Source organism: Kitasatospora sp. NPDC017646, assembly GCF_044329365.1.
Classification (GTDB): Bacteria; Actinomycetota; Actinomycetes; order Streptomycetales; family Streptomycetaceae; genus Kitasatospora.
On record NZ_JBIRJC010000004.1, the window covers coordinates 390371 to 415707 of the forward strand.

Annotated in this window: 24 protein-coding genes and 2 pseudogenes; 12 read left to right on the plus strand and 14 right to left on the minus strand. The window is 74.0% G+C overall.

Annotation, left to right across the window (positions count from 1 at the left end):
* Positions 1–33: 33 nt before the first annotated feature.
* Positions 34–286 (plus strand): annotated as a pseudogene (locus ACH4J0_RS10005) (ATP-binding cassette domain-containing protein); the annotation flags it as partial.
* On the opposite strand, the gene ACH4J0_RS10010 reads toward ACH4J0_RS10005, so the two are convergent.
* Entirely contained in the window at positions 283–1131 is an 849-nt protein-coding gene (locus tag ACH4J0_RS10010) for an HAD family hydrolase (RefSeq protein ID WP_396238115.1), read from the minus strand. The pseudogene ACH4J0_RS10005 and the gene ACH4J0_RS10010 overlap by 4 nt on opposite strands.
* Positions 1132–1328: 197 nt before the next feature.
* Between ACH4J0_RS10010 and ACH4J0_RS10015 the strand changes: the two genes are divergently transcribed.
* The 7 genes and pseudogenes from ACH4J0_RS10015 to ACH4J0_RS10045 all read left to right on the plus strand — a co-directional run bounded on the left by ACH4J0_RS10015 (position 1329) and on the right by ACH4J0_RS10045 (position 8163).
* Entirely contained in the window at positions 1329–1538 is a 210-nt protein-coding gene (locus ACH4J0_RS10015; protein WP_396238117.1) for a hypothetical protein, read from the plus strand.
* A 608-nt stretch (positions 1539–2146) separates the two neighbouring features.
* Positions 2147–3052 (plus strand): annotated as a pseudogene (locus ACH4J0_RS10020) (LLM class flavin-dependent oxidoreductase); the annotation flags it as partial.
* A gap of 812 nt (positions 3053–3864) precedes the next feature.
* Entirely contained in the window at positions 3865–4455 is a 591-nt protein-coding gene (locus ACH4J0_RS10025) for a hypothetical protein (protein ID WP_396238119.1), read from the plus strand.
* Positions 4456–4561: 106 nt separating this feature from the next.
* A complete protein-coding gene (locus tag ACH4J0_RS10030; RefSeq protein WP_396238121.1) occupies positions 4562–5572 on the plus strand; it encodes an ABC transporter ATP-binding protein in 1011 nt (336 codons plus the stop codon).
* Positions 5556–6455: an ABC transporter permease gene (locus ACH4J0_RS10035; protein ID WP_396238123.1), complete on the plus strand. Its 900-nt coding sequence runs from the start codon at positions 5556–5558 to the stop codon at positions 6453–6455. The genes ACH4J0_RS10030 and ACH4J0_RS10035 overlap by 17 nt, the downstream gene beginning before the upstream one ends.
* A 21-nt stretch (positions 6456–6476) precedes the next feature.
* Positions 6477–7394, plus strand: coding sequence for an ABC transporter ATP-binding protein (locus tag ACH4J0_RS10040; RefSeq protein ID WP_396238125.1), 918 nt, complete (start codon positions 6477–6479; stop codon positions 7392–7394).
* Between the two features lie 52 nt (positions 7395–7446).
* Complete coding sequence (locus tag ACH4J0_RS10045) at positions 7447–8163, plus strand: ABC transporter permease (protein ID WP_396238127.1); 717 nt, start codon at positions 7447–7449, stop codon at positions 8161–8163.
* A 7-nt stretch (positions 8164–8170) separates the two neighbouring features.
* Here the strand turns inward: ACH4J0_RS10045 and ACH4J0_RS10050 are convergent, their stop codons facing one another.
* From ACH4J0_RS10050 to ACH4J0_RS10100, 11 genes are all read right to left on the minus strand, one after another.
* A complete protein-coding gene (locus ACH4J0_RS10050) occupies positions 8171–9409 on the minus strand; it encodes a CynX/NimT family MFS transporter (protein ID WP_396238129.1) in 1239 nt (412 codons plus the stop codon).
* A gap of 93 nt (positions 9410–9502) precedes the next feature.
* Entirely contained in the window at positions 9503–10234 is a 732-nt protein-coding gene (locus ACH4J0_RS10055; RefSeq protein WP_396238131.1) for a FadR/GntR family transcriptional regulator, read from the minus strand.
* A gap of 122 nt (positions 10235–10356) precedes the next feature.
* Positions 10357–11190 carry an HAD family hydrolase gene (locus ACH4J0_RS10060; protein WP_396238133.1) on the minus strand — a complete coding sequence of 278 codons (834 nt, stop codon included), beginning with the start codon at positions 11188–11190 and terminating at the stop codon, positions 10357–10359.
* On the minus strand, positions 11187–12461 hold the full coding sequence (gene serS, locus ACH4J0_RS10065; protein ID WP_396238135.1) for a serine--tRNA ligase: 1275 nt from the start codon (positions 12459–12461) through the stop codon (positions 11187–11189). Before serS ends, ACH4J0_RS10060 begins: the two co-directional genes overlap by 4 nt.
* Before the next feature lie 518 nt (positions 12462–12979).
* On the minus strand, positions 12980–13915 hold the full coding sequence (gene pheA, locus ACH4J0_RS10070; RefSeq protein ID WP_396238137.1) for a prephenate dehydratase: 936 nt from the start codon (positions 13913–13915) through the stop codon (positions 12980–12982).
* 121 nt (positions 13916–14036) lie between these two features.
* Entirely contained in the window at positions 14037–15335 is a 1299-nt protein-coding gene (gene efeB / locus ACH4J0_RS10075; RefSeq protein WP_396238139.1) for an iron uptake transporter deferrochelatase/peroxidase subunit, read from the minus strand.
* On the minus strand, positions 15332–17395 hold the full coding sequence (locus tag ACH4J0_RS10080; RefSeq protein ID WP_396238141.1) for a FixH family protein: 2064 nt from the start codon (positions 17393–17395) through the stop codon (positions 15332–15334). The genes efeB and ACH4J0_RS10080 overlap by 4 nt, the downstream gene beginning before the upstream one ends.
* A gap of 13 nt (positions 17396–17408) precedes the next feature.
* Entirely contained in the window at positions 17409–17912 is a 504-nt protein-coding gene (locus ACH4J0_RS10085) for a copper chaperone PCu(A)C (RefSeq protein WP_396238143.1), read from the minus strand.
* Positions 17909–18577, minus strand: coding sequence for an SCO family protein (locus ACH4J0_RS10090; protein ID WP_396238145.1), 669 nt, complete (start codon positions 18575–18577; stop codon positions 17909–17911). The genes ACH4J0_RS10085 and ACH4J0_RS10090 overlap by 4 nt, the downstream gene beginning before the upstream one ends.
* Positions 18578–18660: 83 nt before the next feature.
* Entirely contained in the window at positions 18661–19416 is a 756-nt protein-coding gene (locus ACH4J0_RS10095) for a YcnI family protein (RefSeq protein ID WP_396238147.1), read from the minus strand.
* A gap of 197 nt (positions 19417–19613) precedes the next feature.
* Positions 19614–20417 carry a hypothetical protein gene (locus ACH4J0_RS10100; RefSeq protein ID WP_396238149.1) on the minus strand — a complete coding sequence of 268 codons (804 nt, stop codon included), beginning with the start codon at positions 20415–20417 and terminating at the stop codon, positions 19614–19616.
* 229 nt (positions 20418–20646) lie between these two features.
* Here ACH4J0_RS10100 and ACH4J0_RS10105 point away from each other — a divergent pair, with 229 nt between their 5' ends.
* On the plus strand, positions 20647–21273 hold the full coding sequence (locus ACH4J0_RS10105) for an ATP-binding protein (RefSeq protein ID WP_396238151.1): 627 nt from the start codon (positions 20647–20649) through the stop codon (positions 21271–21273).
* A 127-nt stretch (positions 21274–21400) separates the two neighbouring features.
* On the opposite strand, the gene ACH4J0_RS10110 is transcribed toward ACH4J0_RS10105, so the two are convergent.
* Positions 21401–22174, minus strand: a complete 774-nt coding sequence (locus tag ACH4J0_RS10110; protein ID WP_396238153.1) for a hypothetical protein — start codon at positions 22172–22174, stop codon at positions 21401–21403.
* A 207-nt stretch (positions 22175–22381) separates the two neighbouring features.
* On the opposite strand from ACH4J0_RS10110, the gene ACH4J0_RS10115 reads away from it, so the two are divergent.
* The 3 genes from ACH4J0_RS10115 (at position 22382) to ACH4J0_RS10125 (ending at position 24967) form a co-directional block, all read left to right on the plus strand.
* A complete protein-coding gene (locus ACH4J0_RS10115; RefSeq protein ID WP_396238155.1) occupies positions 22382–22612 on the plus strand; it encodes a hypothetical protein in 231 nt (76 codons plus the stop codon).
* 25 nt (positions 22613–22637) lie between these two features.
* Positions 22638–23951 (plus strand): amidase, encoded by a 1314-nt coding sequence (locus ACH4J0_RS10120; protein WP_396238157.1) that lies wholly within the window; start codon positions 22638–22640, stop codon positions 23949–23951.
* A 407-nt stretch (positions 23952–24358) separates the two neighbouring features.
* Entirely contained in the window at positions 24359–24967 is a 609-nt protein-coding gene (locus ACH4J0_RS10125; RefSeq protein WP_396238159.1) for a TIGR03086 family metal-binding protein, read from the plus strand.
* A gap of 127 nt (positions 24968–25094) precedes the next feature.
* Here ACH4J0_RS10125 and ACH4J0_RS10130 read toward each other — a convergent pair whose 3' ends face one another.
* Entirely contained in the window at positions 25095–25247 is a 153-nt protein-coding gene (locus ACH4J0_RS10130) for a hypothetical protein (RefSeq protein WP_396238161.1), read from the minus strand.
* Positions 25248–25337 lie beyond the last annotated feature (90 nt).

Genomic DNA, 25337 nt, shown 5'->3' on the forward strand with positions numbered 1-25337 from the left:
GTGGGGGTGTCGGCGGCCGGGTCGTGGCACACCCCGGGCGGCGCCCTCTCCGGCGGTCAGCAGCAACGCCTTCGCATCGCACGGTCGTTGGCCGTCTCGCCGGACATCCTGCTGATGGACGAGCCGTGCTCCGCGCTCGACCCGACCTCCACCCGCCGGGTCGAGGAGCTTCCTGGCCGCCCACGACACCCCGGGCCGGATCGTCGAGGCCGGCCAGACCGAGCGGGTCTTCGGCAGCGCGCGCGACCAGCGGACCTCCGACTGCGTCAACGGCCGCTTCGGCTAGAGCAGTTCGAGCAGCTGCTCCAGCACCGCCGCGACGCCGTCCTCCTCGTTGCTCACCGTGCGCCGGGCCACCGCCGCCAGCACCTGCGGGTGCGCGTTGGCGACGGCGTACGCGGTGCCCGCCCAGGCCAGCATCTCCAGGTCGTTCGGCATGTCACCGAAGGCCACCACCTCGCTGCGGTCGATCCCGTGCTCGGCGCACCAACGGGCCAGCGTGCTGGCCTTGGTGACGCCGGGCGCGCTGATCTCCAGCAGCGGGATCGGCGAGGAGCGGGTGATCTCGGCCAGGTGCCCGGCCGCGGTCCGGGCCTCGCTGAGGAAGGTGTCCGGGTCCAGGTCGGAGTGCTTGGCCAGCAGCTTGAACAGACCCCGCACCGGGCCGCCGTCCGCCAGCAGCCGTTCGGCCGGGCCGATCGCGCGGACCTCGGTGTCGCCCCACATCAGCACCTCGTACTCGGGTTCGCGGGCCCAGCCGTCCGCGTACTCGAAGGCGAAGGCGGTGCCGGGCAGCCGGGCCCGCAGCGCCTCCACCACGGCCAGCGAGGTCCCGGCCGGCATCGGGAAGTACTCGATCAGCTCGCCGCCGCGCCGCACGTCCACTATGGCGCCGCCGTTGGAGCAGATCGCCACCCCGTGACCGCCGATGTGCGGGCTCAGCTGCTGCATCCAGCGCGGCGGACGGCCGGTCACGAAGACCACCTGCACCCCGGCCGCTTCGGCCGCCGCCAGGGCCGCGGCGGTGCGATCGCTGACGGTACCGCCGGAGCACAACAGGGTGCCGTCCAGGTCGGTGGCGATGAGGCGGGGAGCGGTACGGGCTTCGGTCACCGGTCCATCTTCGCCCATCACCGCCGCCCGGTCACCGCCGCGGTCGGGGCGGCGGCCAGGGCGGGGCCAGGGCCGTGTCAGGGTCGACGCGATGACCGTACGGACGGGTTCCGGCCCTTCGCGCGCCGTTTCCGGCCGATCCGCCGCCGCCCGGGGTGTCGTCACCGGCCCGGCGGGCAGGACTCCTCCCGGTCACCCCGTCGGCAGGAAGAGCCATGCCCACTCGCCAGCTCCGTGACGAGCCGCCCCCGACCCTCCCCTCCCCGGACGCCCGGGGTGCGGACACCCAGGCCGCGCGGACCGCTCCTTCCCGGGAGCCGGTCCTGCTCGGCGAGGTCCTCTTCCACACCCTCGCCGAACTCGCCCGGCGCACCCCGGACCCGGTTCCCGGCCTCCCGGCCCAGCGCACCCGCCCGCACCCGTGACGCGCGGCCCGGCGGTCGGCCCGGCCGGGCTCAGCCCAGCTGGGCTGATCTCAGGAGCACTGGCCGGCGACCCCTGGGAGGCGATCGTGCCCGCCGTCACGCTCGGCGGACTGGTGGGTGCCTTCGTGGATCTTCGCTACGGTTCCCCTCGCTAACGCGTTCCAAGGGTGCGGCTCGGACGGCCTGGCCATCCGAGCCGCACCTTCGTTTTTTGGACCTTGCCAGGACGAGGACCAGGCCCACGCAACGCGTCCAGGCAGGGCATCCGGAGGGTGGACGGGGACGGGCACCGTGGTTTCCTGGCGTCGGCAGCCGGTCAGGGCAGCAGAAGGCAGGAAGACGCACAGCCAGCAGAGAGCGACCAGAGCCAGGGTGACGTCGTGCTTGTTCGCAGGGATGACGCACATGCTCGGCGGTGTACAGATGCCCACGCGCTCGAGGCGATTGACGACGGGCGCCTGAACGTGGATACCGCGCCGCGCTACCCAAGGGTGAAGAGGTCAAGATGTACGGCTTCAGGGAACTGCGTGAGACGGAGTCGGACGCCGATCTCGTTGCTCGGCGCTCAGCTCAGCCCCCGTGACTGATGGGGACGCGGTGTCTTCCGCCCCGTTAGGGTCGATGACATGCGTCTCAGCACAGTGATCCTCCCCATCTACCGGTGGAGCGAGGGGCAGAAGATCTGGCGGCGGGCCGAGGACCTCGGCTTCCACGCCGCGTACACGTACGACCACCTGTCCTGGCGGTCCTTCCGCGACGAGCCGTGGTTCGGCTCGATCCCGACGCTGACCGCGGCTGCCGCCGCGACCGAGCGCCTGCGGCTTGGGACGCTCGTAACGTCGCCGAACTTTCGCCACCCGGTGACGCTGGCGAAGGAGCTGATCACGCTGGACGACGTGTCCGGCGGGCGGGTCACGCTGGGGATCGGGGCCGGCGGGACGGGGTTCGACGCCACGGCGATGGGGCAGGAGGCGTGGTCGCCGAAGGAGCGGGCCGACCGGTTCGGCGAGTTCCTGCCGCTGCTGGACGAGCTGCTGCGCGAGGACGCCACCACCCGCGAGGGCACCTACTACTCGGCGGTCGAGGCCCGGAACATCCCCGGCTGCGTGCAGACCCCGCGGGTGCCGTTCTACGTGGCCGCCGCCGGCCCGCGCGGGATGCGGCTGGCGGCCGAGTACGGGCAGGGCTGGGTGACGTACGGGGACCCGAAGGGCCCGGCGGACGTGCCGGTCGAGCAGGCCCCCGCGGTGATCGCCGCGCAGATCGAGAAGCTGACGGCGGCCTGCGAGGCGAAGGGCCGGGACGTCGCGACGCTGGAGAAGGTGCTGCTCCAGGGCTCGACGGCGGAGAAGCCGCTGCAGTCGGTGGACGCCTTCGTCGACTGGGCGGGCATGTACCGGGAGCTGGGGATCACCGAGCTGGTCATCCACTGGCCGGTGCCGGACTCGGTCTACGAGAACGACCTCGCCGTCTTCGAGCGGATCGCCACCGAGGGCCTGGCCCAGCTCGGCTGAGCCGGGCCCGCTCCACGTGGTTCGCGCCGCCGACCGACATGGAGCAACCTGTCCGCCAGTGGCCGATCGGACACTGGCGGACAGGCATCGAGACTCAGCTGTCGCGTCCCCAGGTCTGCAGTTGCTTCCTGCACGTCCTCGATGTCCGGCCCTGCGCATCGGTGCAGCAAGACTGGCGTGTCCTCAGCCGACCCGTAGTCGTGCCCCGACCCGGCCCAGTCGACGGAGTCAAGTCCGTCCCACATGCGCGGGACATTGCCGTCGCCCCCGCCTATGTGCTCCTCAGTGCCTTCAGCGGGTCCGTCCGGGCGGCGCGCAGGGCCGGGTACGGGCCACCAGACGCCGCCGGCCCGTACGCCGTCGATCGCGGCCATCCGGTGGTCGGCGTCGGCGGGGAAGTCGCTCGGCGGGTTGGCGCCAGGGGCGACGCCGTCGGTGCGCGGCTGGTCGGTGACGGTGACAGTGGTGGCCTTGGTGAGGCTGAACCACTCGCCGATCTGGCCTGTGGCGGTCGCGGTGAGGCCGAGGGCGGCGACGAAGGCACCGATGCCGAGCACCGCGAACGCGCAACGGGCCAACTTCTGATATCCCTCACCTCGATCGACCCGTCACATCAGAGCCGCCTGCGGATCGTGGATCCCTCCACGGTTCCTCCGAAGCACTGGCCCACATCGACCTGGCCGGGCGGAGCGGTTCGGCGGGTCGTGGACGAGGGCGAGCCGGGTGGCCGTTCGGGGTGGCAGGGGCGGGAGGCGCTAATCTGTGCGCCGCACCTTTATCTGATCATGTGTTAAACGGGGGGTTCTTTCGTCATGTCTGTTTCCAGGAGGCTGCTCGCCACCGCTCTGGTCGCCACCGCCGCGTTCGGCCTCGCGGCCTGCGGGCCGGACGACTCGTCCGACCAGGGCGCCGGCACCGCCACCGCGACCGCCGCTCCGGCCACCGGGGCCCCGACCGCCGCCCCGGCCACCGGCAGCGCCAGGCCCGCGCCGAGCGGAAAGCCCGCCCAGAGCGGAAAGCCCACCGACGGCGCCCCGGAGGGCTTCTGCACCAGCGCCCCGTTGCCCGCCGGGCAGAAGTGGATCGACGTGCAGAAGGGCACCAGCGCGACGGCCCTGGTCTACAAGGAGACCAAGGACGCCTGCGGCGTCGACGACGTCGCCCACGAGGCGGTGGGCCCCGACAAGACCGCCCAGTTCGCCACCACCGTCAAGGGTCACCTCAGGTCGGTCGTCGCCGCGCCGAAGGACGTCAACGCGGCCGACCTGGCGAAGCACATCAACGAGTGCATCGCCACGCCGGGGAACCAGAAGGGCTTCTACCCCTGCTCGAGCGGCGTCTACACGGTCGCGATCGACGCCTCCGGCAAGGTCACCGAGATGTGGGAGCGCCCGAGCTCCTGATCCCGCGTCGGACGTGGCGTCGGGCCGGTCGGCCCCTGGCCGGCCCCTAAGGGGGAGCGGGCCCGACGTCATACCGGGGCAGTAGGAGCCCTCGTCATTCCAGCTCATGCCCCTTGCGGCGCAGGCCCGTTACGTTGAGGGCGTGTCCACTGCTGTCATCAAGACCGAGGGCCTCACCAAGAGGTTCCCCCGGGTCACCGCCCTCGACCAGCTGACCGTCGAGGTGCAGCCCGGGGTCGTCGGGCTGGTCGGGGCCAACGGGGCGGGCAAGTCCACCCTGATCAAGATCCTGCTCGGGCTCGCCCCGGCGACCTCCGGACGCGGCGAGGTGCTCGGCCTGGACGTCGCCACCCGGGGCCCGGAGATCCGCGAACGGGTCGGCTACATGCCCGAGCACGACTGCCTGCCGCCGGACGTCTCGGCGACCGAGTTCGTGGTGCACATGGCCCGGATGGCGGGACTGCCCGCCACCGCCGCCCGCGAGCGCACCGCGGACACCCTGCGGCACGTCGGCCTGTACGAGGAGCGGTACCGCCCGATGGGCGGCTACTCGACCGGCATGAAGCAGCGGGTCAAGCTCGCCCAGGCACTGGTGCACGACCCGGAGCTGGTGCTGCTCGACGAGCCGACCAACGGCCTGGACCCGGCCGGCCGGGACGAGATGCTGGGGCTGATCCGCCGGGTCCACTCCGACTTCGGGATCTCGGTGCTGGTCACCACCCACCTGCTCGGCGAGCTGGAGCGGACCTGCGACCACCTGGTCGTCATCGACGGCGGCAAGCTGCTGCGCTCCTCCTCCACCGCCTCCTTCACCGAGGCGACGGCCGTCCTCGCGGTCGAGGTCACCGACCACCCGGAGGACCTGGTCCCCGAACCGGGCGCCGAGGTGCGGGACCGGCTCGCCGCCGCCGGGCTGGACGTCCAGCCGGAGGGCTCGCACCTGCTGCTGGTCCGGCTGGCCGACGAGGACACCTACGACACCATCCGCGACACGGTCGCCGGACTCGGCCTCGGCCTGGTCCGGCTGGAGCAGCGCCGGCACCGGGTCGCCGAACTCTTCACCGACCACGACAGCGACAGCGCCAGGGGAGGTACGGACGATGCCGCAGCCTCCTGACACCAGGCCCGCCGACACCGGTGTCATCCACGACATCGGCTACCGCGGCTACACCGGCCCCCGCCTGGGCCGCGCCCACGCCACCCGCTCGCTCTTCACCCAGAGCCTGCGCGCCGCGTACGGCCTCGGCCGCTCCGGCAAGTCCAAGGTGCTGCCGATGCTGCTGCTGGGCGTGGTCACCGTGCCGGCGATGATCTTCGTCGCGGCCGCGGTCGCCCTGCGCCGGGACGAGCTCCCGGTCGGGTACGCCGGCTACCTCTCCAGCCTCAGCCTGGTGGTCTCGATCTTCCTCGCCTCCCAGGCGCCGGTACTGCTCTCGCGGGACCTCCGCCACCACACCGTCCCGCTCTACTTCTCCCGCCCGATCACCCGCGCCGACTACGTCCGGGCCAAGTTCGCCGCCATGGCCTGCGCCCAACTCCTGCTGATGACGGCTCCTCTGGTGGTGCTGTACGCCGGCGCGCTGCTCACCGGGATGGACTTCGGGCACAACACCGGCCAGTTCCTGTCCGGCCTGGCGGCGGCCGTGCTGTACGCCCTGGTGCCGACCTCGGTCGCGCTGGTGATCGCCGCGAGCACCCCGCGCCGGGGGTTCGGGGTGGCCGCCATCATGGGCTACCTGGCGGTGAGTTCGACGGTGGCGGCCGTGGTGGTCGGCATCAGCAGCCCCTCCCCGGGCGGCTCGGACGCCGCCCAGTGGACGGCGCTGATCTCGCCGAACGGCCTGGTGGAGTCCCTGGTCAACGAGGTGTTCGACCTCGGCTCCGGGCTCGACCGCCGGCACGCGCCCGGCGGGCTCGGCACGGTGGTGTTCGCCCTGGTCGCCGTGGCGATGGTGGCGGGCTCGTACCGCCTCCTGCTGCGCCGCTACGAGAACGTCTAGCGAGAGGTCTGAGAGGGCGGCATGGCCACCATCACCATCGACAAGGTCTCCCGTTGGTTCGGGAACGTGGTCGCGGTCAACGACATCACGATGTCGATCGGCCCCGGCATCACCGGTCTGCTCGGCCCCAACGGCGCGGGCAAGTCCACCCTCATCCACATGATGAGCGGTTTCCTCGCGCCCTCCAGCGGCGCGGTCACCCTGGACGGCGCGCCGATCTGGCGCAACCAGCAGGTGTACCGGCAGATCGGCCTGGTCCCGGAACGGGAGTCGATGTACGACTACCTGACCGGCTGGGAGTTCGTCCTCGCCAACGCCGAACTGCACGGCCTGCCCCAGCCCGGCGCCGCCGCCCGGCGCGCCCTGGACCTGGTCGAGATGGCGTACGCCAAGGACCGCCGCACCGGGACGTACTCCAAGGGCATGAAACAGCGGGTCAAGATGGCCTCGGCGCTCGTGCACGACCCCGCCGTGCTGCTGCTGGACGAGCCCTTCAACGGCATGGACCCGCGCCAGCGGCTGCAGCTGATGGACCTGCTGCGCCGCTTCGGCGAGGACGGCCGGACGGTGCTGTTCTCCTCCCACATCCTGGAGGAGGTCGAGCAGCTGGCCCGGCACATCGAGGTCGTGGTCGCCGGACGGCACGCCGCCTCCGGCGACTTCCGGCGGATCCGGCGTCTGATGACCGACCGCCCGCACCGCTACCTGGTCCGCTCCAGCGACGACCGCCGGCTCGCCGCCGCACTGATCGTCGACGGCTCGACCACCGGCATCGAGGTGGACGAGCGGGAGCGGGCGCTGCGGATCGAGGCGGTGAACTTCCAGGGCTTCACCACCCTGCTGCCCCGGGTCGCCCGGGAGGCCGGCATCCGGCTGTACACCGTCTCCCCGGCGGACGAGTCGCTGGAGAGCGTCTTCTCGTACCTGGTCTCCGCATGACACCCGGCCTGACCCTCACCGACATCCGGACCCAGGAAGGGGCCGACCGACCATGAACCCGACCGTCGCCAGGCTGACCCTGCGCGGCCTGCTCGGCCGCCGCCGCGGCGCCCTGCTGCTGGTGGCGCCCGCCCTGCTGCTGATCGTCTCGGCGATCGCCGGCGGGTCGAACGGCGACGCGCACGGCCTGACCGTCAAGATCCTCGGTCAGCTGGACCTCGGCACCCTCGTCCCGATCCTCGGGCTGGTGATCGGCACCGGGGTGATCGCCACCGAGATCGACGACGGCTCGATCGTCTACCTGCTGGCCAAGCCGCTGCCCCGCTGGAAGATCATCACCACCAAGCTGGCCGTCGCGATCGGTACCACCTGGGTGTTCGCCGCCGTCCCGACGCTGCTCGCCGGGCTGCTGCTGTACGGCACCCGGGACGGCGTGGCGCTCGGCTACACCGTGGCCGTGCTGGTCGCCGGGGCCGCGTACAGCGCGCTGTTCCTGCTGCTCGGCGTGGTCACCCGGCACGCGGTGGTGGCCGGGCTGGCGTACGCGCTGATCTGGGAGTCGCTGATCGGCAACTTCGTCGAGGGCGCCCGGACGCTGAGCGTCCAGCAGTGGGGCCGGGCGGTCGCCGAGGCGGTGGCCGGGGACACCGCGATCGGTGCCGACGTCTCGCTCGGGGCGGCCGTCCCGCTGCTGCTGGTGGTCACCGTCGGGGCGAGCGTGCTGGCCTCGGTGAAGCTCGCCGGGCTGACCCTCGCGGCCGAGGAGTAGCCGGGCCCTACAGGGTCCGGTCGCGCCCCGCGCCGAAGCCCGCCGCGCCGACCACCGCGACCAGCACCAGCATCAGCACCAGGGTGGCCTCCCAGCCGCCGGTCAGCTGGTGCAGCGCACCGGCGCCGACCGGGCCGGCCGCGGCGACCAGGTAGCCGATCGCCTGGGACATCCCGCCCAGCTGGGCGGCGCCGGCCGCGGTGCCGGTGCGCAGCACGATGAACGCCAGGCCGAGGCCCAGCGAACCGCCCTGGGCCACGCCGAGGATGGCCGCCGAGATCCAGGCGCCGGAGACCGGAGCGACCAGCAGGACGGCGATGCCGAGCCCGTTCAGAGCGGCCATGGTGACCGCCAGCGCGCGCTGGCTGGTCATCCGGCCGGCCATCAGCGGCACCAGGAAGGCGCCGGCCACCTGCACCAGGTTGGAGAAGGCGAAGACCAGGCCGGCCTGGCCGCGGTCCATGCCGTGGTCGGCCAGGATGGTCGGCATCCAGGCGACCAGGGTGTAGACCAGCAGCGACGAGATGCCCATGAACAGGCTGATCTGCCAGGCCAGCGGGGACTTCCAGAGGCCTTCGATCGGCTTGCCGGGCCGGGCGGCCGCGGCCACCGCGGCCTTCTCCTGCCGGGAGCGCAGCACCTGCGGCAGCCAGGCCACCGCCGCGACCAGCGCGAGCAGCGACCAGGCGCCGAGCGAGGCCCGCCAGCCGCCGCCGAGCGCGTGCTCCAGCGGGACGGACGTGCCGGCGGCGAGGGTCGCGCCGACCAGCATGGTGGTCGAGTAGACACCGGTCATGGTGGCGGCGCGGTCCGGGAACTCCCGCTTGACCAGGCCCGGCATCGACACGTTCAGCACCGCGATGGCCACGCCGATCACCACGCAGCCCGCGTACAGCGCGAAGACCGAGGGCAGCACCCGCAGCAGCACGCCCGCGCCCAGCACCAGCACCGCGCCCAGGACGACGCGCTCGGCGCCGAACCGGCGGGTCAGCCGGGGGGTGAGCGGGGCGCCGACGCCCTGGAAGAGCACCGGGACGGTGGTGATCAGCCCGCTCGCGGTGGCGGACAGGCCGAAGGTCCGCTGGATCTCGGCGACCATCGGGGAGACGGCGGCCAGGCAGGCGCGCATGTTCAGCGCGACCAGCACGATGCCGGTCAGCAGCAGGACGGGGTGGGCCAGCCGGGTGCGGACGGGGAGCGGGGCAGGGGTGGTGACAACCGGCTGCTGGGCACGGGTGACGGCCATGGGCGTGCTGTTCTTTCGTGGATCAGGGGTGGCGCGGGCACGGCGAGGACGGCCGCCGGCCGCGGGACGGACGGAAGCGGGGCTCTCGCCGTCCTACTTCCGGGCCGCGATGGCCGCGAGAAGCTGCTCGACGGCGGCGGTGGGCTCGGCGAGCAGCGCGCGACAGGCCGTCTCGGCGCGGTCCGGGTCGCCGCTCTCGATCGCGTCGACCAGCGCCTCGTGGGTGGCCACGACCGCCTCGGGCATCTCGTGGTCGCCGAAGGCGGCGGTCATCGCCTCGCGCACGGAGGCGCCGAAGTAGTGGTACACCTCGGCCAGGGCCGGGTTGTGCGCGGCCTCGACGACGGCGGTGTGGAACTCCAGGTCGTGTTCGACGGTGGCCTCGCGGCTCGCCCGCTCGGGGTGGGTCGCGAAGACCTCGGCCTCGCGGGCCAGCGCGGCCCGCATCCGCCGGATGTCCTCGGGGGTGTGCCGCAGGGCGGCCAGTCGGGCGCCCTCGGTCTCCAGCGCGGCGCGGACCTCCAGGACGTCCCGGATGCCCGAGCGCTGGACGCCGCGCAGCACCGCCGCGGGGTCGCTGGTGGACCGAACGAAGGTGCCCTCGCCCTGCCGGGAGACCAGCATGCCGGCGTGCACCAGCACCCGGATCGCCTCCCGCACGGTGTTCCGGCCGACCTGCAGCCGCTCGGCGAGCTCGTGCTCGGTGGGGATCTGCGACCCCACCGGCCAGGCGCCGCCGGCGAGTTGCTCGCGCAGCTGGTCGATGGCGGTGTCCACCAGGGATCGCCGCCCGGCCGCCTGCAGACTGTTGCCGTCGCCGCTCATGCCGGGCCTCCCTTCGCGCACCACTCATCGGTCATCGGTCATCCTACAACTGCTTGCCCGGTCATCCTACAACTGCGGAGCGCCGCTTCCCCTTCCGGATGGCAGGGGCCGGGGCGTCGGTCCTAGACCGCCGGGAAGAGGCGCTCCAGGACGACGGCCACGCCGTCCTCGTCATTGCCGGCGGTCACCTCGTCGGCGACGGCGCGCAGTTCCTCGTGTGCGTTGGCCATGGCCACGCCGTGCGCCGCCCAGCCGAACATCGGCACGTCGTTGGGCATGTCGCCGAAGGCGATGGTGTCGGCGGCGCGCACGCCCAGGCGGCGGGCGGCGACGGCCAGCCCGGTGGCCTTGGACAGGCCCAGCGGCAGCAGTTCGACCACGCCGGCCCCGGCCATCACCACGCCGACCAGGTCGCCGACGGCGCGCCGGGCGGCCTCGGCGAGGGCGTCGTCGGTCAGTCCGGGGTGCTGGATGTAGAGCTTGGCGACCGGGGAGCCGAGGAGTTCGCCGCGCTCGACCCGGACGACCGGGAGGTCGGTGCCGATCTGCAGTTCGTAGCCGGGGCCGGCCAGCACCTGGCCGTCCAGGCCGTCCTGGTTGGAGGCGACGGCCAGCGGGCCGGTCTCGGCCTCGATCTTCTCGATCGCGAGGGCGGCGAGCCGGCGGTCCAGGGTGAGCGAGGTGAGCAGCTTGTGCGCGCCGGCGTCGTAGACCTGGGCGCCCTGGCCGCAGACCGCTATCCCGGTGTAGCCGATCTCGTCGAGAACCGGGCGGGCCCAGACGGCCGAGCGGCCGGTCACCACGATGTGCAGCGCGCCCGCGCCGGTGGCCGCGGCCAGCGCGGCGCGGGTGCGCTCGGAGACGGTCTCCGCGCTGGTCAGCAGCGTGCCGTCGAGGTCGGTGGCGACCAGCCGGTAGGGCAGGTCGCCACCGATCGGGTGTGCGGTCGGGGTCACTTGACCGGCTCGAGGACGGTCCGCCCGCCGAGGTAGGGCCGCAGGGCCTCGGGCACGACGACCGAGCCGTCGGCCTGCTGGTGGTTCTCCAGGATCGCCACGATGGTGCGCGGGACGGCGACCAGGGTGCCGTTCAGGGTGGCGAGCGGGCGGGTCTTGCCCTCCTCGCGCATCCGGATCGACAGGCGGCGGGCCTGGTACTCGGTGGTGTTCGAGGTCGAGGTGACCTCGCGGTACTTGCCCTGGGTGGGGATCCAGGCCTCGATGTCGAACTTGCGCGCGGCCGAGGAGCCGAGGTCGCCGGAGGCGACGTCGATCACCCGGTACGGCAGCTCCAGCGCGTTGAGGAAGTCCTTCTCCCACTGGAGCAGGCGGCGGTGCTCGTTCTCCGCGTCCTCGGGCGTGGTGAAGACGAACATCTCCACCTTCTCGAACTGGTGGACGCGGATGATGCCGCGGGTGTCCTTGCCGTAGGTGCCGGCCTCACGGCGGAAGCAGGACGAGTAGCCGGCGTAGCGCAGCGGCAGCTTGTCGGCCTCGATGATCTCGTCCATGTGGTACGCCGCGAGCGGGACCTCGCTGGTGCCGACGAGGTACTTGTCCTCCTCGGGGAGGTGGTACACGTTCTCGGCGGCCTGGCCGAGGAAGCCGGTGCCGTCCATGGCGGCCGGGCGGACCAGGGCCGGGGTGATCATCGGGATGAAGCCGGCCGCGGTGGCCTGGGCGATCGCCATGTTGACCAGGGCGAGCTCCAGCAGCGCGCCGGGACCGGTCAGGTAGTAGGAGCGGGCACCGGCGACCTTGGCGCCGCGCTCGGTGTCGATCGCGCCCAGCAGCTGGCCGAGCTCGACGTGGTCGCGCGGCTCGAAGCCCTCGGCGGCGAAGTCGCGCGGGGTGCCGATCTCCTCCAGGGTGACGAAGTCCTCCTCGCCGCCGACCGGGGCGGCCGGGTCGATGAGGTTCGCCAGGGAGCGGAGCAGGCGGTCAGCCTCCTCCTTGGCCGCGTTCTGCTCGGCGTCCGCGGCCTTGACCTCGGCGGCCAGTTCCTTGGTGCGCTGCAGCAGGGCGGTCTTCTCCTCGCCCTTGGCCTGGGCGACCTGCTTGCCGAGCACCCGCTGCTCGTTGCGCAGTTCGTCGAAGCGGCTGCCCGAGGACCGGCGCCGCTCGTCGGCGGAGAGGAGGGCGTCGACCACGTCGACGTCCTCGCCACGGACGCGCTGCGAGGCGCGCACTCGGTCAGGGTCCTCACGGAGCAGGCGAAGGTCAATCACAGGGCCAAGCGTACCGGGCGGGCGTTCCTCCACCGGTACCGGTTTTCCCCTGGGGATAACTCACCCGATCCTGTGGATAACTCCTGTGGGGAATCCACCGGGCCCGGACCGGGGGCCGGTTATCCACAGGTCCGGGGCCGGACCTGTGGACGGCGGGGGAGGATCGCCATCCGCTCGACGAAACCGGGGAATTGAGGTTTCAAACCTCAATCAACCTTCTCGGGTGAGGGAATTGATGCACTCGCACGGGTGATTTGCAGGCAAGCGGGTGACTCTGGTCCGATTGTTCATCTCTGTGACGCTAACCGATGATCCGACCAGTTCTGGGCAATGGCTATACCGGTTTGTCGACTCATCCCCAGACCTGTGGATAACTTCCGGCTGTGGACAGCGGCGAGGCCTGTGGACAGCGGCCCCCGGAGCCGGACGTTCCTGTGGATGACGGTGCGGTCACCGGCCGCACTTGATCAGTCCGGTCGATAACGGTCGGAAAAGGTCAGAAAGCCGGGAGAAGGCGCTCAGATGTCCCCGCGTCCGTCGAGCGCCCGGGAGAGCCAGTCCGCCGCCGCCGTGAAATCCTCGTCCGAGGTCCCCGGCCGCCGGTGCCTGGACCCCTGCCGGTCGGCGCGCGGATAGGAGCCGAGGAACCGCACCTGCGGGCAGATCCGCTTGAGGCCCATCATCGCCTCGGCCACCCGCCGCTCGGACAGGTGCCCCTCGCAGTCGATCAGGAAGCAGTAGCTGCCCAGCCCCTCCCCGGTCGGCCGGGACTCGATCCGCATCAGGTTCACCCCGCGCACCGCGAACTCCTGCAGCAGCTCCAGCAGCGCCCCCGGGTGGTCGTCCGGCAGCCAGACCACCATCGAGGTCTTGTCCGCCCCGGTCGGCGAGGAGACCCGCCCCGGCCTGCCGACCAGCACGAACCGGGTGGTCGCCCCGTGGGAGTCCGCGATCTCCTTGACCAGCGGGTCCAGCCCGTAGATCGGCGCCGCGAACTCGCCCGCGAACGCCCCGTCGTACCGGCCCTCGGCGACCAGCCGGGCGCCGTCCGCGTTCGAGGCCGCCGACTCCCAGGTGGCGTCCGGGAGGTTGGCCGCCAGCCACTTGCGCACCTGCGGCTGGGCCACCGGGTGGCTGGTCACCGTCTTCACCCCGGACAGCTCGGTGCCCGGACGCACCAGCAGCGCGAAGGTGATCGGCAGCAGCACCTCGCGGTAGATCATCAGCGGCGCGCCGGCGGCCAGTTCGTCGTTGGTCGCGGTGACCGCGCCCTCGACCGAGTTCTCGATCGGCACGAACGCCCCGGCGGCGTCCCCGCCGCGCACCGCGTCCAGCGCCAGCGCCACCGAGGACAGCGGCACCAGCTCCCGGGTCGCCGCCTCGGGCAGCGTGTGCAGCGCCGCCTCGGTGAAGGTGCCGGCCGGGCCGAGATAGGTGTAGCGGGTGGCCGACATGACGCCTCCGTTGCGAATGGTGTGGTGCCTGGTGGTGCCTGGTGGTGCCGGAGCAGTCACCATAACGATTCCGCGCTCCCGGCAGGAAAGCGTTCCAGTGGCCGGGACCGCTCTTGCGGAACTACCCCTCCAGCAGCTGCTGACCGAGGTAGCCTCCGGCCGGCACTCCCGGTGGGACGGCGTACAGCCCGCTCGCCTCGTGCCGCAGGAAGCGGGAGAGCCCGTCCCCCCGGGAGAGCTTGCGCTGCACCGGGGTGAAGCCCTTGCGCGGGTCGGCCTGGAAGGCGAGGAAGAGCAGCCCGGCGTCCGGAGAGCCGTCCGGCAGCACCCCGTCGTGATACGAGAAGCCGCGCCGCAGCATCGCCGCCCCGCCGTTGCCCGCCGGTGCCGCGACCCGGATGTGGGCGTCGGAGGGGATCGCCGGTCCGCCGTCCGGACCCTGCGCGGAGAGGTCCACCGCGGTGCCCTCGCCCGACCCGGCCGGTGCGCTCAGCGGCGAACCGTCCGCCTTGCGCCGTCCGATCACCCGCTCCTGGCGCTCCACCGGCAGCTCCTCCCAGTGGTCCAGCAGCATCCGGATCCGCCGGAACACCAGGTAGGAGCCCCCGGCCAGCCAGGCAGGCTGGTCCCCGCCCGGGGCGCAGAACACCGTGGCGGCGAAGCCCTCCTGGCCTGGCCTGGGGTTGTTGGTGCCGTCGACCTGGCCCATCAGGTTGCGCCCGGTCATCGGCCGCGCGGTCGCGCCCGGCGTCCGGGCGAAGCCGGCCGACTGCCAGCGCAGCGCCGCCGTACCGGCCGCCAGCTTCTGCAGCGTCCGCAGGGCGTGTGCCACCACCAGCGCGTCGTCGGCACCGATCTGGAGGAACAGGTCGCCCTCGCCGCGGGCCGGGTCGAGCGCCTCGCCGGGGAAGGCGGGCAGCGGTTCGAGGGCGGCCGGGCGGCGGTCGGCCAGCCCGGCCTTGTCGAACAGCGCGGCCCCGAAGCCGAGGGTGACGGTGAGCGAGCAGGGCCCGGCGTCCAGCGCGACCTGGTTGTCGAACTCCTCGGCCGGCTCCCCGGCGGTCAGCCGGTCGACGGCCCTGGTCCAGCGCTGCAACAGGGTGCGCAGTCCGTCCCGGCCGGCGCCGTCGGCCAGGTCGAAGGCGGCCAGCCGGACGCCGGCCTGCTGGGGTTCGAGGATCCCCGCCTGGTGCTCGCCGCGGAACGGCACCCGGCCGGTGCCGAGCACGCCGCCGCCCGCCGCGGCGCCCGTGCCCCCCGGCGCGCCGTCGCCCCGGCGGTCGTAGGCGACCGCTCCGGCCACCCCGGTCCCGGCGCCGACCAGCAGTCCGGCGCCGGCCGTGCCGAGCAGCGCCCGGCGGGTGAAGCCCGCCGGGCCGACCTTCTCCTTGTCGTCCACCGCGTCGTCCACCGCGCTCACCCGATCTTGAACTGCTGGGTCGGGGTGGTCTGGTCGATGTCGGAGGAGCGGATCTGCACCGAGACCACCCAGGTGCCGGCCAGCGGCAGCTGCGCGGTGCCGCTCCAGCGGCCGGTGCCCTCCGGGGTGAGCGTGACCGGCAGCGGGCCGAGGTCGCGGTCCGGCAGGGTGAAGGCGAGCTGCACCTCGGGGACGTCCACCGGCCTGCCGTCCGTGCCGTCCAGCGCGAGCTTGACCTCGTTCGGGCCGGTCCCGGCCGGATTGAGGGTGACGGTCGCGGTGCCCTTGGCGTTCGGCGTCCGGCCCTTGGTGTCGTACGGCAGCTTGAGCTCCACCGTGCGGCCCGGCTCGGTCTGCGGGGCCGCGGGGGCCGCCGTACCGGCGCCCGCGGTGGTCCCGGCCGCCTTGATCTCGCCCGCGACCCGCCCGGGCGGGGAGTTGGTGAGCATCGTGGTGACCACCAGCACCGCCACCGCGACCAGCGCCTCGACCAGCACCGAGCGGCGCAGCCCGGCCCGGGTCGGGGTCAGCCCGCGCTCGCGCCCGGCGCTCGCCGCGGCGGCCCGCTGACGGTCCAGCTGAGCCTGCCGCACCGGGTCCTCGCTGCGCGCCGCGGCGCCGACCGGCTCGGGCACCTCGGCCCGTTCGACCTCGGCCGCCTCGGCCGGGGCCGAGCGCAGCCGGGCCAGCCAGCTGCGGGAGACCCAGGCCACGCCCAGCATCACGACCACGCAGCCGCTCTTCACCAGCAGCAGCTTCCCGTACTCGGTGCCGGTCAGTGCGCCCCAGCTGCCCAAACCCCGCCAGGACTGGTAGATCCCGGTGGCGGCCAGTACGGCCACCGAGCCGAAGGCGACCTTGGAGAAGCGGTCCACCACCTCGGCGCCGACGCCCTCGCGCAGTGCGACCAGCAGCGAGGCCAGACCGCCCAGCCAGAGCGCCATCGCGATCAGGTGCAGGATGCCGAAGGGCAGGGCCAGCCAGACCTGGACGCCCACCGAGGCGTGGTCGGCGCCGACCCAGGTCGCGGAGAGCGCCACCGCCAGCACCAGCCCGGCCACGCCCAGTCCGAGCCGCACCTCACGCTGCGGCCGCTCGGCGGCCCGCCGCTCCAGGTCACGCAGCTCGGCGGCCTCGGCCTCGTCGGCGTCGGTGGCCCCGGGGTCCGCGTCCTCCGCAGCCGCCGCGGGGGCCGGCTGCGGCGGCTGCCCCAGCTGGCCGACCAGCAGCGACAGGAAGATCCCGGCCGCGGCGAGCAGCAGCAGCCGGGCGGCCAGCGCGGTGCCGATCCGCTCGTCGAGGGTGGCGCGCACCAGCGACAGGTCGAGGGCCTGTCCGACGCCGGTGCCGCGCTCGTACGGGCCGCGCAGCATCAGCACCGCGACGGTCGACGCCAGCAGCGCCGTCCAGCCGGTCATCAGCAGCCGCTGCACCGGGCGCCGGGTGGCGCCGGCCGGCCAGCAGACCAGCACGAAGGCGGCGACCCCGGCGAGCAGCGCGAAGGCCGCGTACGCGACGGTGCGCCCGGTCCCGTACAGGGCGGCGACCAGGGTGTCCGCCTTGGCGCCCTGCAGTGCGGTGGTGGACACCGAGGTGTCCGAGGGCGCGCCGATGGAGAAGGTGAACGCCCCGCCGACGGGGTGCGAGTCCTCCGAGACGGCCCGCCAGGCGACGGTGTAGGTGCCGTTGGCCAGGCCGCTGTTCAGGCCGACCCGGGCGGTGTCGCCCTTGCCGTCGGCGTGCGCCGGGTTGCCGGTGTCCACGGGCCTGCCGGCCGGGTCGAGCACCCGTACGGAGTCGCCGGACAGCGAGACCGTCTCGCTGAAGGTCAGGGTGACCGCCTGCGGTGCGGTGGCGACCACCGAGTTCTGCGCCGGGTCGGTGGAGTCCAGGGTGGCGTGCGCGGAAGCCGGGCCGGCGCCGGCGAGCATCAGCGCGAGCAGTGCGCCGAGCAGTGCGACGAGTCCGGCGACGCGGCGGCGCCGGGCGGTCGGGCGCTGCGCCGTCGGGTGCTGGGCGGTTCGGCGCTGGGCGGTCCGGCGGTGGGCGGCCTTCTCCATGCTGGCGGGTCCCCTAACTCTGGCCGGGACGGTAGGTGAGCTCCTTGACCGGCACCTTGACGGAGATGGTGCCGGACTTGGCGAAGGTCAGGTCGAGCTCCAGCTCGTCGCCCAGGGCGGGGGCCTTCTGCCATCCCATGATCATGAGGTGGGTGCCTCCGCGGGCGAGCTGCAGCGCGCCGTGCGCGGGCACGTCCAGGCTGTCCACCTGCTGCATGGTCGACGTGGTCGAGCGGTGCATGGTGACCGACCCGGCGGCCGGGCTGGACACCTTGACCAGCTGGTCCGGCCCGCCGTCGTTGCGGACGGTCAGGTAGCCGGCACCCATTCCGCCGGCCGGGGGCAGCGGGATGTAGGGGTCGGCCACGCTCAGCTTCGCCGGCCCGGCGTCGGCGGCGGCCGCGGCGCCCTGACCGCCGGTTCCGCAGGCGGCGAGTATCGCCCCGCCGCCGAGGACCGTCGCCAGCACCGCGCCGGCCAGGGCGGAGCGGCGGAAGCGGCGGTCGGCCGCCGTCACGCCGCCACGCCCTTGGCGAGCAGCGGCAGGTCGTGCTCGTAGGTCTTCTCCTCGGTGCCGCTCATGTAGAGCACGTGCGCCTTGTCGTCCGAGGGGAGGAAGGCCAGCACCTGTGCGCCGTGGGTCGAGGTGACGGTGCCGTCCGCGTTGACCACCGGGTCCTCGATCATGATGCCGAGCGACCTGGCGGCGGTCTTCACCTTGGCCAGGTCGCCGGTGAGGCCTATGAAGTCGGTGCCCATCGAGTCCAGCCAGGTGCGCAGCACCTTGGGGGTGTCGCGCTGCGGGTCGGTGGAGACGAAGACGACGTCGATCTTCTTCCGGTCCTCCGCGGACAGCGCCTTCATCGCGACCCCGATGTCGCCCATGGTGGTCGGGCAGACGTCCGGGCAGCTGGTGTAGCCGAAGAACAGCAGGGTGGCCTTGCCGTTGGTCTGCTGCCGCAGGTCGTACGGCTGGCCGGAGGTGTCGGTCAGCTGGAGGTCGGGCTTCTCGAAGTTCTTCGCCAGCTTGGTGCCCTGGTACGGGCTGTCGTCCTTCTGCTGGGTGACCTTCGCGGGGGTGGAGCCGCCGCCGGAGGAGCCGCAGGCGGAGAGGGTGAGCGCGGCGGCCAGGGCGAGGGCGGCGGCGCCGGCCAGGCGGGCGGTGCGGGCGGTGCGGGGCATGGTGGATCCGTTCGGGCGCGGGTGGGACCACCGGCGGGCCGTACCGCTCTACGGGTACGGGTACGGCCCCGCCGGTGCGGAGGTCAGGAGGCGGAGCCGCTGTTCTTGCGGCGCAGGCCGAGCACGCCGACGGCGGTGCCGATCACGCCGACCACGATGCCGACCACGCCGAGGGTGCGGGCGGTGCCGTCGCTGGACTTGGCGTCGCCGTCGGAGGCGGCCCGGTCCGAGCTGTCCCCGTGGGCGCCGGCCGCCGGGGAGGCGGAGGCGGTGACGCCGTGGCCGTCACCGGAGGCGGCCTTGGTGAGCTTCAGGGTCGGCGCCGGGTGGGCCGGCTCGGGCTGGCCGGCCTGCGCCTCGTCGATCCAGCGGACGACGTCACCGTTGTCGTAGGTCTGCAGGGCCTTGAACACCATGCTGTCGGCGTCGGTCGGCAGCGGGCCGAGCGACAGCTTGAACTCCTGGAACTGGCCGGGGGCGATCTTGGTGCCGGCGTCGGCGGTCCAGGTGATCTTGGAGACGGCCTCGTTGACGTCGCTCCCGTGCACCTTGAGCGGCTTGTCGAGCTTGGACTTCTCGACGGCCGCGGTCCAGCCCGGCATCGGGAGGGTCCGGACCGAGGCCAGCGGGTGGTCCAGCGGCAGGTTGACCTCCAGCTTCACCGTGCTCGCCGTGTCGCTCTCGTCCGGCACCTGGAAGTTGACGGTCGCGTAACCGCCCTGGGCGGCCGAGCCCGGGTTCACGGTGACGTGCGCGAAGGCCGGGCCGGCCAGCGCCACCACGGAGGCGGCGGCGGTCAGGGCGACGGCGGCGGTACGGCGGGCGGAAAGGGAACGCATGACGGGGGTCTCCGATCGGAGCTCGGCGGCCGGCCGGACCGGGCGACGGGGAACCGTGCCTCGGCGGCGCCGCACGTGCGGACGTGTGAGGGCAGAGCCGGGGGCCGCCGTCGCCGTGGGCGGACGGGAACGGCCCGGACACCGCGCACCCCACCGGGGCGGCCGCCACCGCTCGACGGCGACGGCGGAACACCGGGTCAGTGCGCGAGGACCCCGCACGGCGGACCGCGCCGCACCACGCTGTGCCGCAGCACCGCGCTCGTGGGCAGCCGGTCCGCGCCGCCGCCCGCACCGAACCGGCGGGCCGGACCGGCCACGCCGAACAGGCCGCGCAGCAGCGCGGCCACCAGCACCAGCGCCGAGCGAAGCGGCGCCGCCCAGTGCTCCCGGGCCGCCGACGCGGCCACCCGCACCAGCCGCCACAGCGCCGCCTCGCCGCGCCGCAGCCACCAGCCCGCCACCAGCGCGGCGGCCAGGTGCCCGGCCAGCATCGACGGCGTCATCCCCAGCACGCCGCCCTGCCACCACGGCGCGGCGGCGTACGCGTGCGGGTCCAGGCCCGCCGAGGAGACCAGCTGCTCCGGGGAGGTGCCGCCGGGCAGGCCGAGCAGCGTGCCCGGACGGGCCTCGTTGCAGATCAGCCGGCCGGCCGCCTGCGGTACGGACATCGCGCCGTGGTGCATGCCGGAACCGTGGCCGCCGAGGCCGTGGAAGAGGCAGTGCAGTCCGATCTGCCCCGCGCCGAGCGCACCGGCGATGGCCGCCAGCGAACGCTCCCGCCCGCCGCACGCCACCGCGAGCACCAGCACCGCGGCGAAACCCGTCGCCAGCGCGGCCGGCGGCACGTTCCCGCCACCGGCCAGGGCGTGCCCGGCCGCCGCTATCAGCGTGCAGACCAGTGCGAACGGGACCGCCCGGGCAAGCCGCAGGTCCCAGGCGGCCCCCACCGGCCGAGCCGGTGCAGGGGTGCCCTGGAACGGGGCGGCGGGGAGGGCAGTCATGGCCGGGCCATCATCTCATCGCGTACACCGCCGACACGGGCAGGGTGGGAAATCCCTACGAATGCCCCGTTCGGCGGCGGCGTACACCTCACTCCGTGCGCCCTTCGGCACACGGCCCGTCCACAGTCCATCCGCCGAACGGGCGGTAGCCGCCCCCGGGCACGGTTCGCCGCCGATTCGCCCGGAGATACCTAGTTGTATGTGGAGCCGCAGCCAGGAGGGACCTCCCGTGGACATCTGGTGGACTCTGCACCTCAAGCGCGACCCGGCCAGCGTCCCGCTGGCCCGGCGCATCCTGCTCGGTGCCATGGCGACCGCGGGCGTCGACCCGCAGATCGCCGACGACCTCGGCGTCGCCCTGACCGAGGCCTGCGCCAACGCCGTCGAACACGGTGCCACCGGCCGACCCGACGACGGCTTCCAGGTCACCGCCGCGATCAACGGCGACCGCCTGCGGATCGAGGTCACCGACTCCGGCCCCGGCCTGCCCGTCCCCAGCGCCCCGGCGGCCGCCCGCCGCCCGGCCGCTTCCGCCCCGGCCGGCCACGCGCCCCGCCGCCACCGCCGCGGCCGCGCCACCGTCCCGGCCCGCGTCCTCACCGCCCACCGCCCCCGCCGCGACGGCCACCCGTACGACACCCACGTCCTGCCCTGTCGCCCCTCGGCCCCCACCCTGCGCCCGGTCGACCTCGACACCCTCCCCGACCTCACCGCCGAGTCCGGCCGAGGCCTCTTCCTCATCCACGCCCTCACCGACCACGTCCAGCTCCGCAACCACCCCCTCCGCGGGGCCATCGTGAGCTTCGACAAGATCCTCAAGTGGCGGGACGACGCGCTGCTGAGGGCGGCTTCGTAGGGCTGGTGCCGCACGCGCGTCCGCAGGGAGACGCTCCTCCCGGTTCTTCGGCCGGCCCCGCCAGCCCTTCGGGGCGGTCCGGCGGGGGCTGCGGGGGACTGCCGTGGGCGGCGGGAGGGGGCCGGGGTCAGTCGGTCACGGGGCGGCGGCGGGTGAGCAGGAGGAGGGTGGTGCCGAGGAGGAGGGCGGTGGTGCCGGCGATGGCGAGGGGGCGGGTGGCGGTGCCGGCGCCGGTGTCGGCCAGGTGGGTGGGGGCCGGGGCGTGGTCGGTGGCGGCGGGGTCGGCGGGGGTGAGCAGGGCGGTGTGGGCGGCGGTCAGCTGGGGGCAGGTGTACTTCTTCGCCGGGGCGGAGCCGCTCGGGAGCACCTCGGACCTGGCGGTGAAGCTGAGGCGGTGGTCGCCGTGCGGGGCTCCTGCGGCGAACCGCACGGTGAGGGTCAGCTTCTGGCCCTGGGGGAGCTGGTAGGTGCCGGTGTTCACCGGGGTGCCGGTGACGGTGAGGGCCTTCCAGGCGCCGGCCCCCGCGCGCAGTTCCACCGGGAGGCCGCTGCCACCGGCGTCGGCGAGGGCGACGGTGGTGGCGAGCTGCTTGACCGTCGTGGTGCTGGGGTTGGTGAAGGTGACGGCGAGTCCGCCCGCGGCGTCATTGCTGCTGGTGACCGGGATCGGGTCGGCGGTCGTGCCCTCCGGGCAGTCGCCCACCGGGGAACCGGTGGCGGTCGGGGTGGCCGCGGGGGTCCCGGCGGGAGCGGACGGCGTGGTGGACGCCGCGGTGGACGGCGTCGCGGCGGGCGTGACGGCGCCGGTGTCGGCCGCGAGCGCGGGGGCCGTGGCGAGGGCGACCGGACCGATGGTGAGCACGAGCAGGGTGCAGGCGGCGGGAAGGCGGGCGGGACGCATCGGTGGGCTCCAGCGGTGGGGTCGGGGTTCGCTCTCCGGGGAAGACCACCGAGGGGCCCGAACGGTTGTCCGCGCCCCTCGGTTCGTCTGGCGGAGGGTCAGCCGTGTGCGCCCGCCCTGCGGCGGCGCAGGAAGAGGGTACCGGCGCCCGTCGTCGGCACCGGCCTCCGGTTGCCGGGGGCGCGGGGCGGTCGGACGATGGGGGGCATGATGCACCAGATGCGAGCCGAGTACGGGGTCGGCGGGGAGGCCGACGGGGTGCGGTTGTGGCACATGGTCCGGGGTGCGCAGAGCGTGGCGATGTGCGGCCGGGAGCTCGATCCGGGGGCACGGGTGCGGGAGGCGGTGGACTGGGGGAAGACGCCGGAGCTGTGCTGCCACACCTGCGGGGCGTACTTCCTGCGCGAGACGCCGTACCTGTCGGCCGAGCACCAGTGAGCGGCCGGGCGCTACGGTGCTCGGTATGGACGAACCTCTGGTCCGGCCGCGGTCGTTGACCCGCGAGGCCGCCGGGCTGCGGGCCGGTGCGCCCGGTCTGCCCGAGCACGTGGACCGCTTCTGCGCGCTGGTCGAGCGGGTGGATCCGCTGCTCCACGCCTTCGTGGCGGAGCCCGGGCGGTACGACCGACTCCAGGCGCGCGCAAGCGAGTTGGCCGAGCGGTACCCGGAGCCGGCCGGGCGGCCGCCGCTGTACGGGGTGGCGGTGGGGGTCAAGGACATCGTGCACGTGGACGGGCTGCCCACGCACGGCGGCTCCGCCCTCCCGCCGGGCGTGCTGGCGGGTCCGCAGGCCGTGGTGGTGGACCGGCTGCTGGCGGCGGGGGCGATGGTCGCGGGCAAGACGGTGACCGCCGAGTTCGCCGCGAGCGCCCCGGGCCCGACCCGCAATCCGCACCAGCCGGGGCACACTCCGGGCGGTTCCAGCAGCGGGTCGGCGGCGGCGGTCGCGGCCGGGCTGGTGGCGCTGGCGATCGGCACCCAGACGGTCGGTTCGGTGATCCGCCCGGCGGCGTACTGCGGGGTGGTGGGCTTCCGGCCGACGTACGGGCGGATCCCCGTCGCGGGGGTGATCCCGAACGCGCCGAGCTTCGACACCCTGGGCCTGTTCACCGCCGACCTGGCGGGCGCGGCGCTGGCGGCGCCGCTGCTCTGCGACGGCTGGCGGGGGGCGGCCCCCGGCCCGGAGGCCCGCCCGGCGCCCGTGCTCGGGGTGCCGGACGGCCCGTACCTGGAGCGGGCCGAACCGGTCGCGCTGCGCGCCTTCGAGGAGTGGGTGGCGCGGTTCGAGCGGGCCGGGCTGGCGGTGCGCAGGGTGCCGCTGTTCCCCGACTTCACCGAGGTCACCCGGCAGTCGCAGATCGTGAACCGGTTCGAGCTGGCCCGCAGCCACGCCGACTGGTTCGCCCGCTTCGGCGGCCTGTACCGGCCGGAGACGGTGGCGAGCATCAGGACCGGCCAGGGGATCGCGGCGGAGGACCGGGCGGCCGCGCTGCGGTTCCGGGAGTGGCTGCGCGAGCGGGTGGCCGCGGCGACCGCGACGGCCGGGGTGGACCTGTGGCTGGCCCCGTCCGCGCCGGGCGGGGCGCCGGAGGGGCTGCACGCCACTGGGGACGCGGTGATGTCGCTGCCGTGGAGCTACCTCGGCCTGCCCGCGCTGAGCCTGCCGGCCGGGCGGACCCCGGAGGGGCTGCCGCTCGGTCTCCAGGTGGTCGGCGCGGCGGGCGGGGACGAGCGGTTGCTGTCCCAGGCCTCCGTGCTGGAGCGGGTGTTGAGTTAGGGCCTGTCCGGCCGATCCCGCCGGGTGGCCGGCGCCGAGCATCCCCCTGGGCCCGTCCGGCGGCTTTTTCCCGGCCGCCTTCTGCGCCGGGCTCGGCCTGGACGACACCGTCGAGCGGGCCCTGCGGAGTCGCATCGAGGAGGACCTGTTCGCCGAGGACGCCGGTGCCTGGGAGCGCTACGACGCGGCGGGCCGGGCCGGGGCGATCGAACTGCCGATCCTGGTGCTTCACGACGAGGGCGACGACGTGGTGCCGCTCGGGCAGGCACACCGGCTGAAGCGGGCGTACGGGGAGCAGTTGGACCTGGTGGTCACCCGGGGCTCGGCCACCGGAGGATCATCGGGGAACCGACCGTCGTTGATCAGGTGATCGGATTCATTTCCGCGGGACTGGGGGCCACTGCCGCATGAAGCTCGTCGAACTGCACGCACAGGCGATGGAACTGGCCGTCGAGGTGGTGGACGCCGTCCGGCCGGACCAGTTGGACCGGCCCACCCCGTGCGCCGGGTGGACGCTGCGCCGGCTGCTGGAACACTGCGTCGGCCAGCACCGGGGTTTCGCCGCGGCCGCCCGTGGCGCCGGGCCGGACCTGGCGCTGTTCGCGGACGCCACGCTCGGCGCGGATCCGGCGGAGGACTTCCGCCGCACCGGCGCCGACCTCGTCGCCGCCTTCCGGGAGGCGGCCGTCACCGACCGGGCGCTCTGGCTGCCCGAGATCCGCGACGGCGGCCCCTTCCCGCTCGACCGGGCGGTCGGCTTCCACCTGGTGGACACCCTGGTACACGGCTGGGACGTCGCCGCCGCGCTCGGCGGCGCGGACCGGCTGGTCGCGGCTGTGGACGGTGACGACGCCCTGGTCACCGCGCTGCTGGCGGTGAGCGAGGCCGTCCCGGACACGCCGGAGGCGCGGGCGCCCGGCCGGGCCTTCCGCCCTGGCCTCGAACCCGGCGGCGGCGCGGGCCGGTTCGACCGCGCCCTGGCGCTGCTCGGCCGCGACCCGGCCTGGAAGGCCTGAGCCGGCGGCCGTGAACAGCCGGTCGGGAGTCACCGGTCGTGAACCGCCGGCCGTGAACAGCCGGTCGGGAGTCACCGGTCGTGAACCGCCGGCCGTGAACAGCCGGTCGGGAGTCACCGGTCGCGGGTCACCGGTCGCGAACCGTCGGTCGCGGGTCACCGGTCGCGGGTCGCCGGTCGCGCTGCTCGTCCGGGAAGCGCGGGCCGCCGATCAGGTAGAACAGCGCGGCGGTCGGAAAACCGAGCGAGGCGGCGACCAACACGATGAACTGCCAGAACATCGCCATCATCCTCCTCGACGGGCCCGGGCCGTTCGGGAACCCGGAGGGGGTCCCGAACCCGAGCGTCGCTGATTGACCGGATCGGGCGGC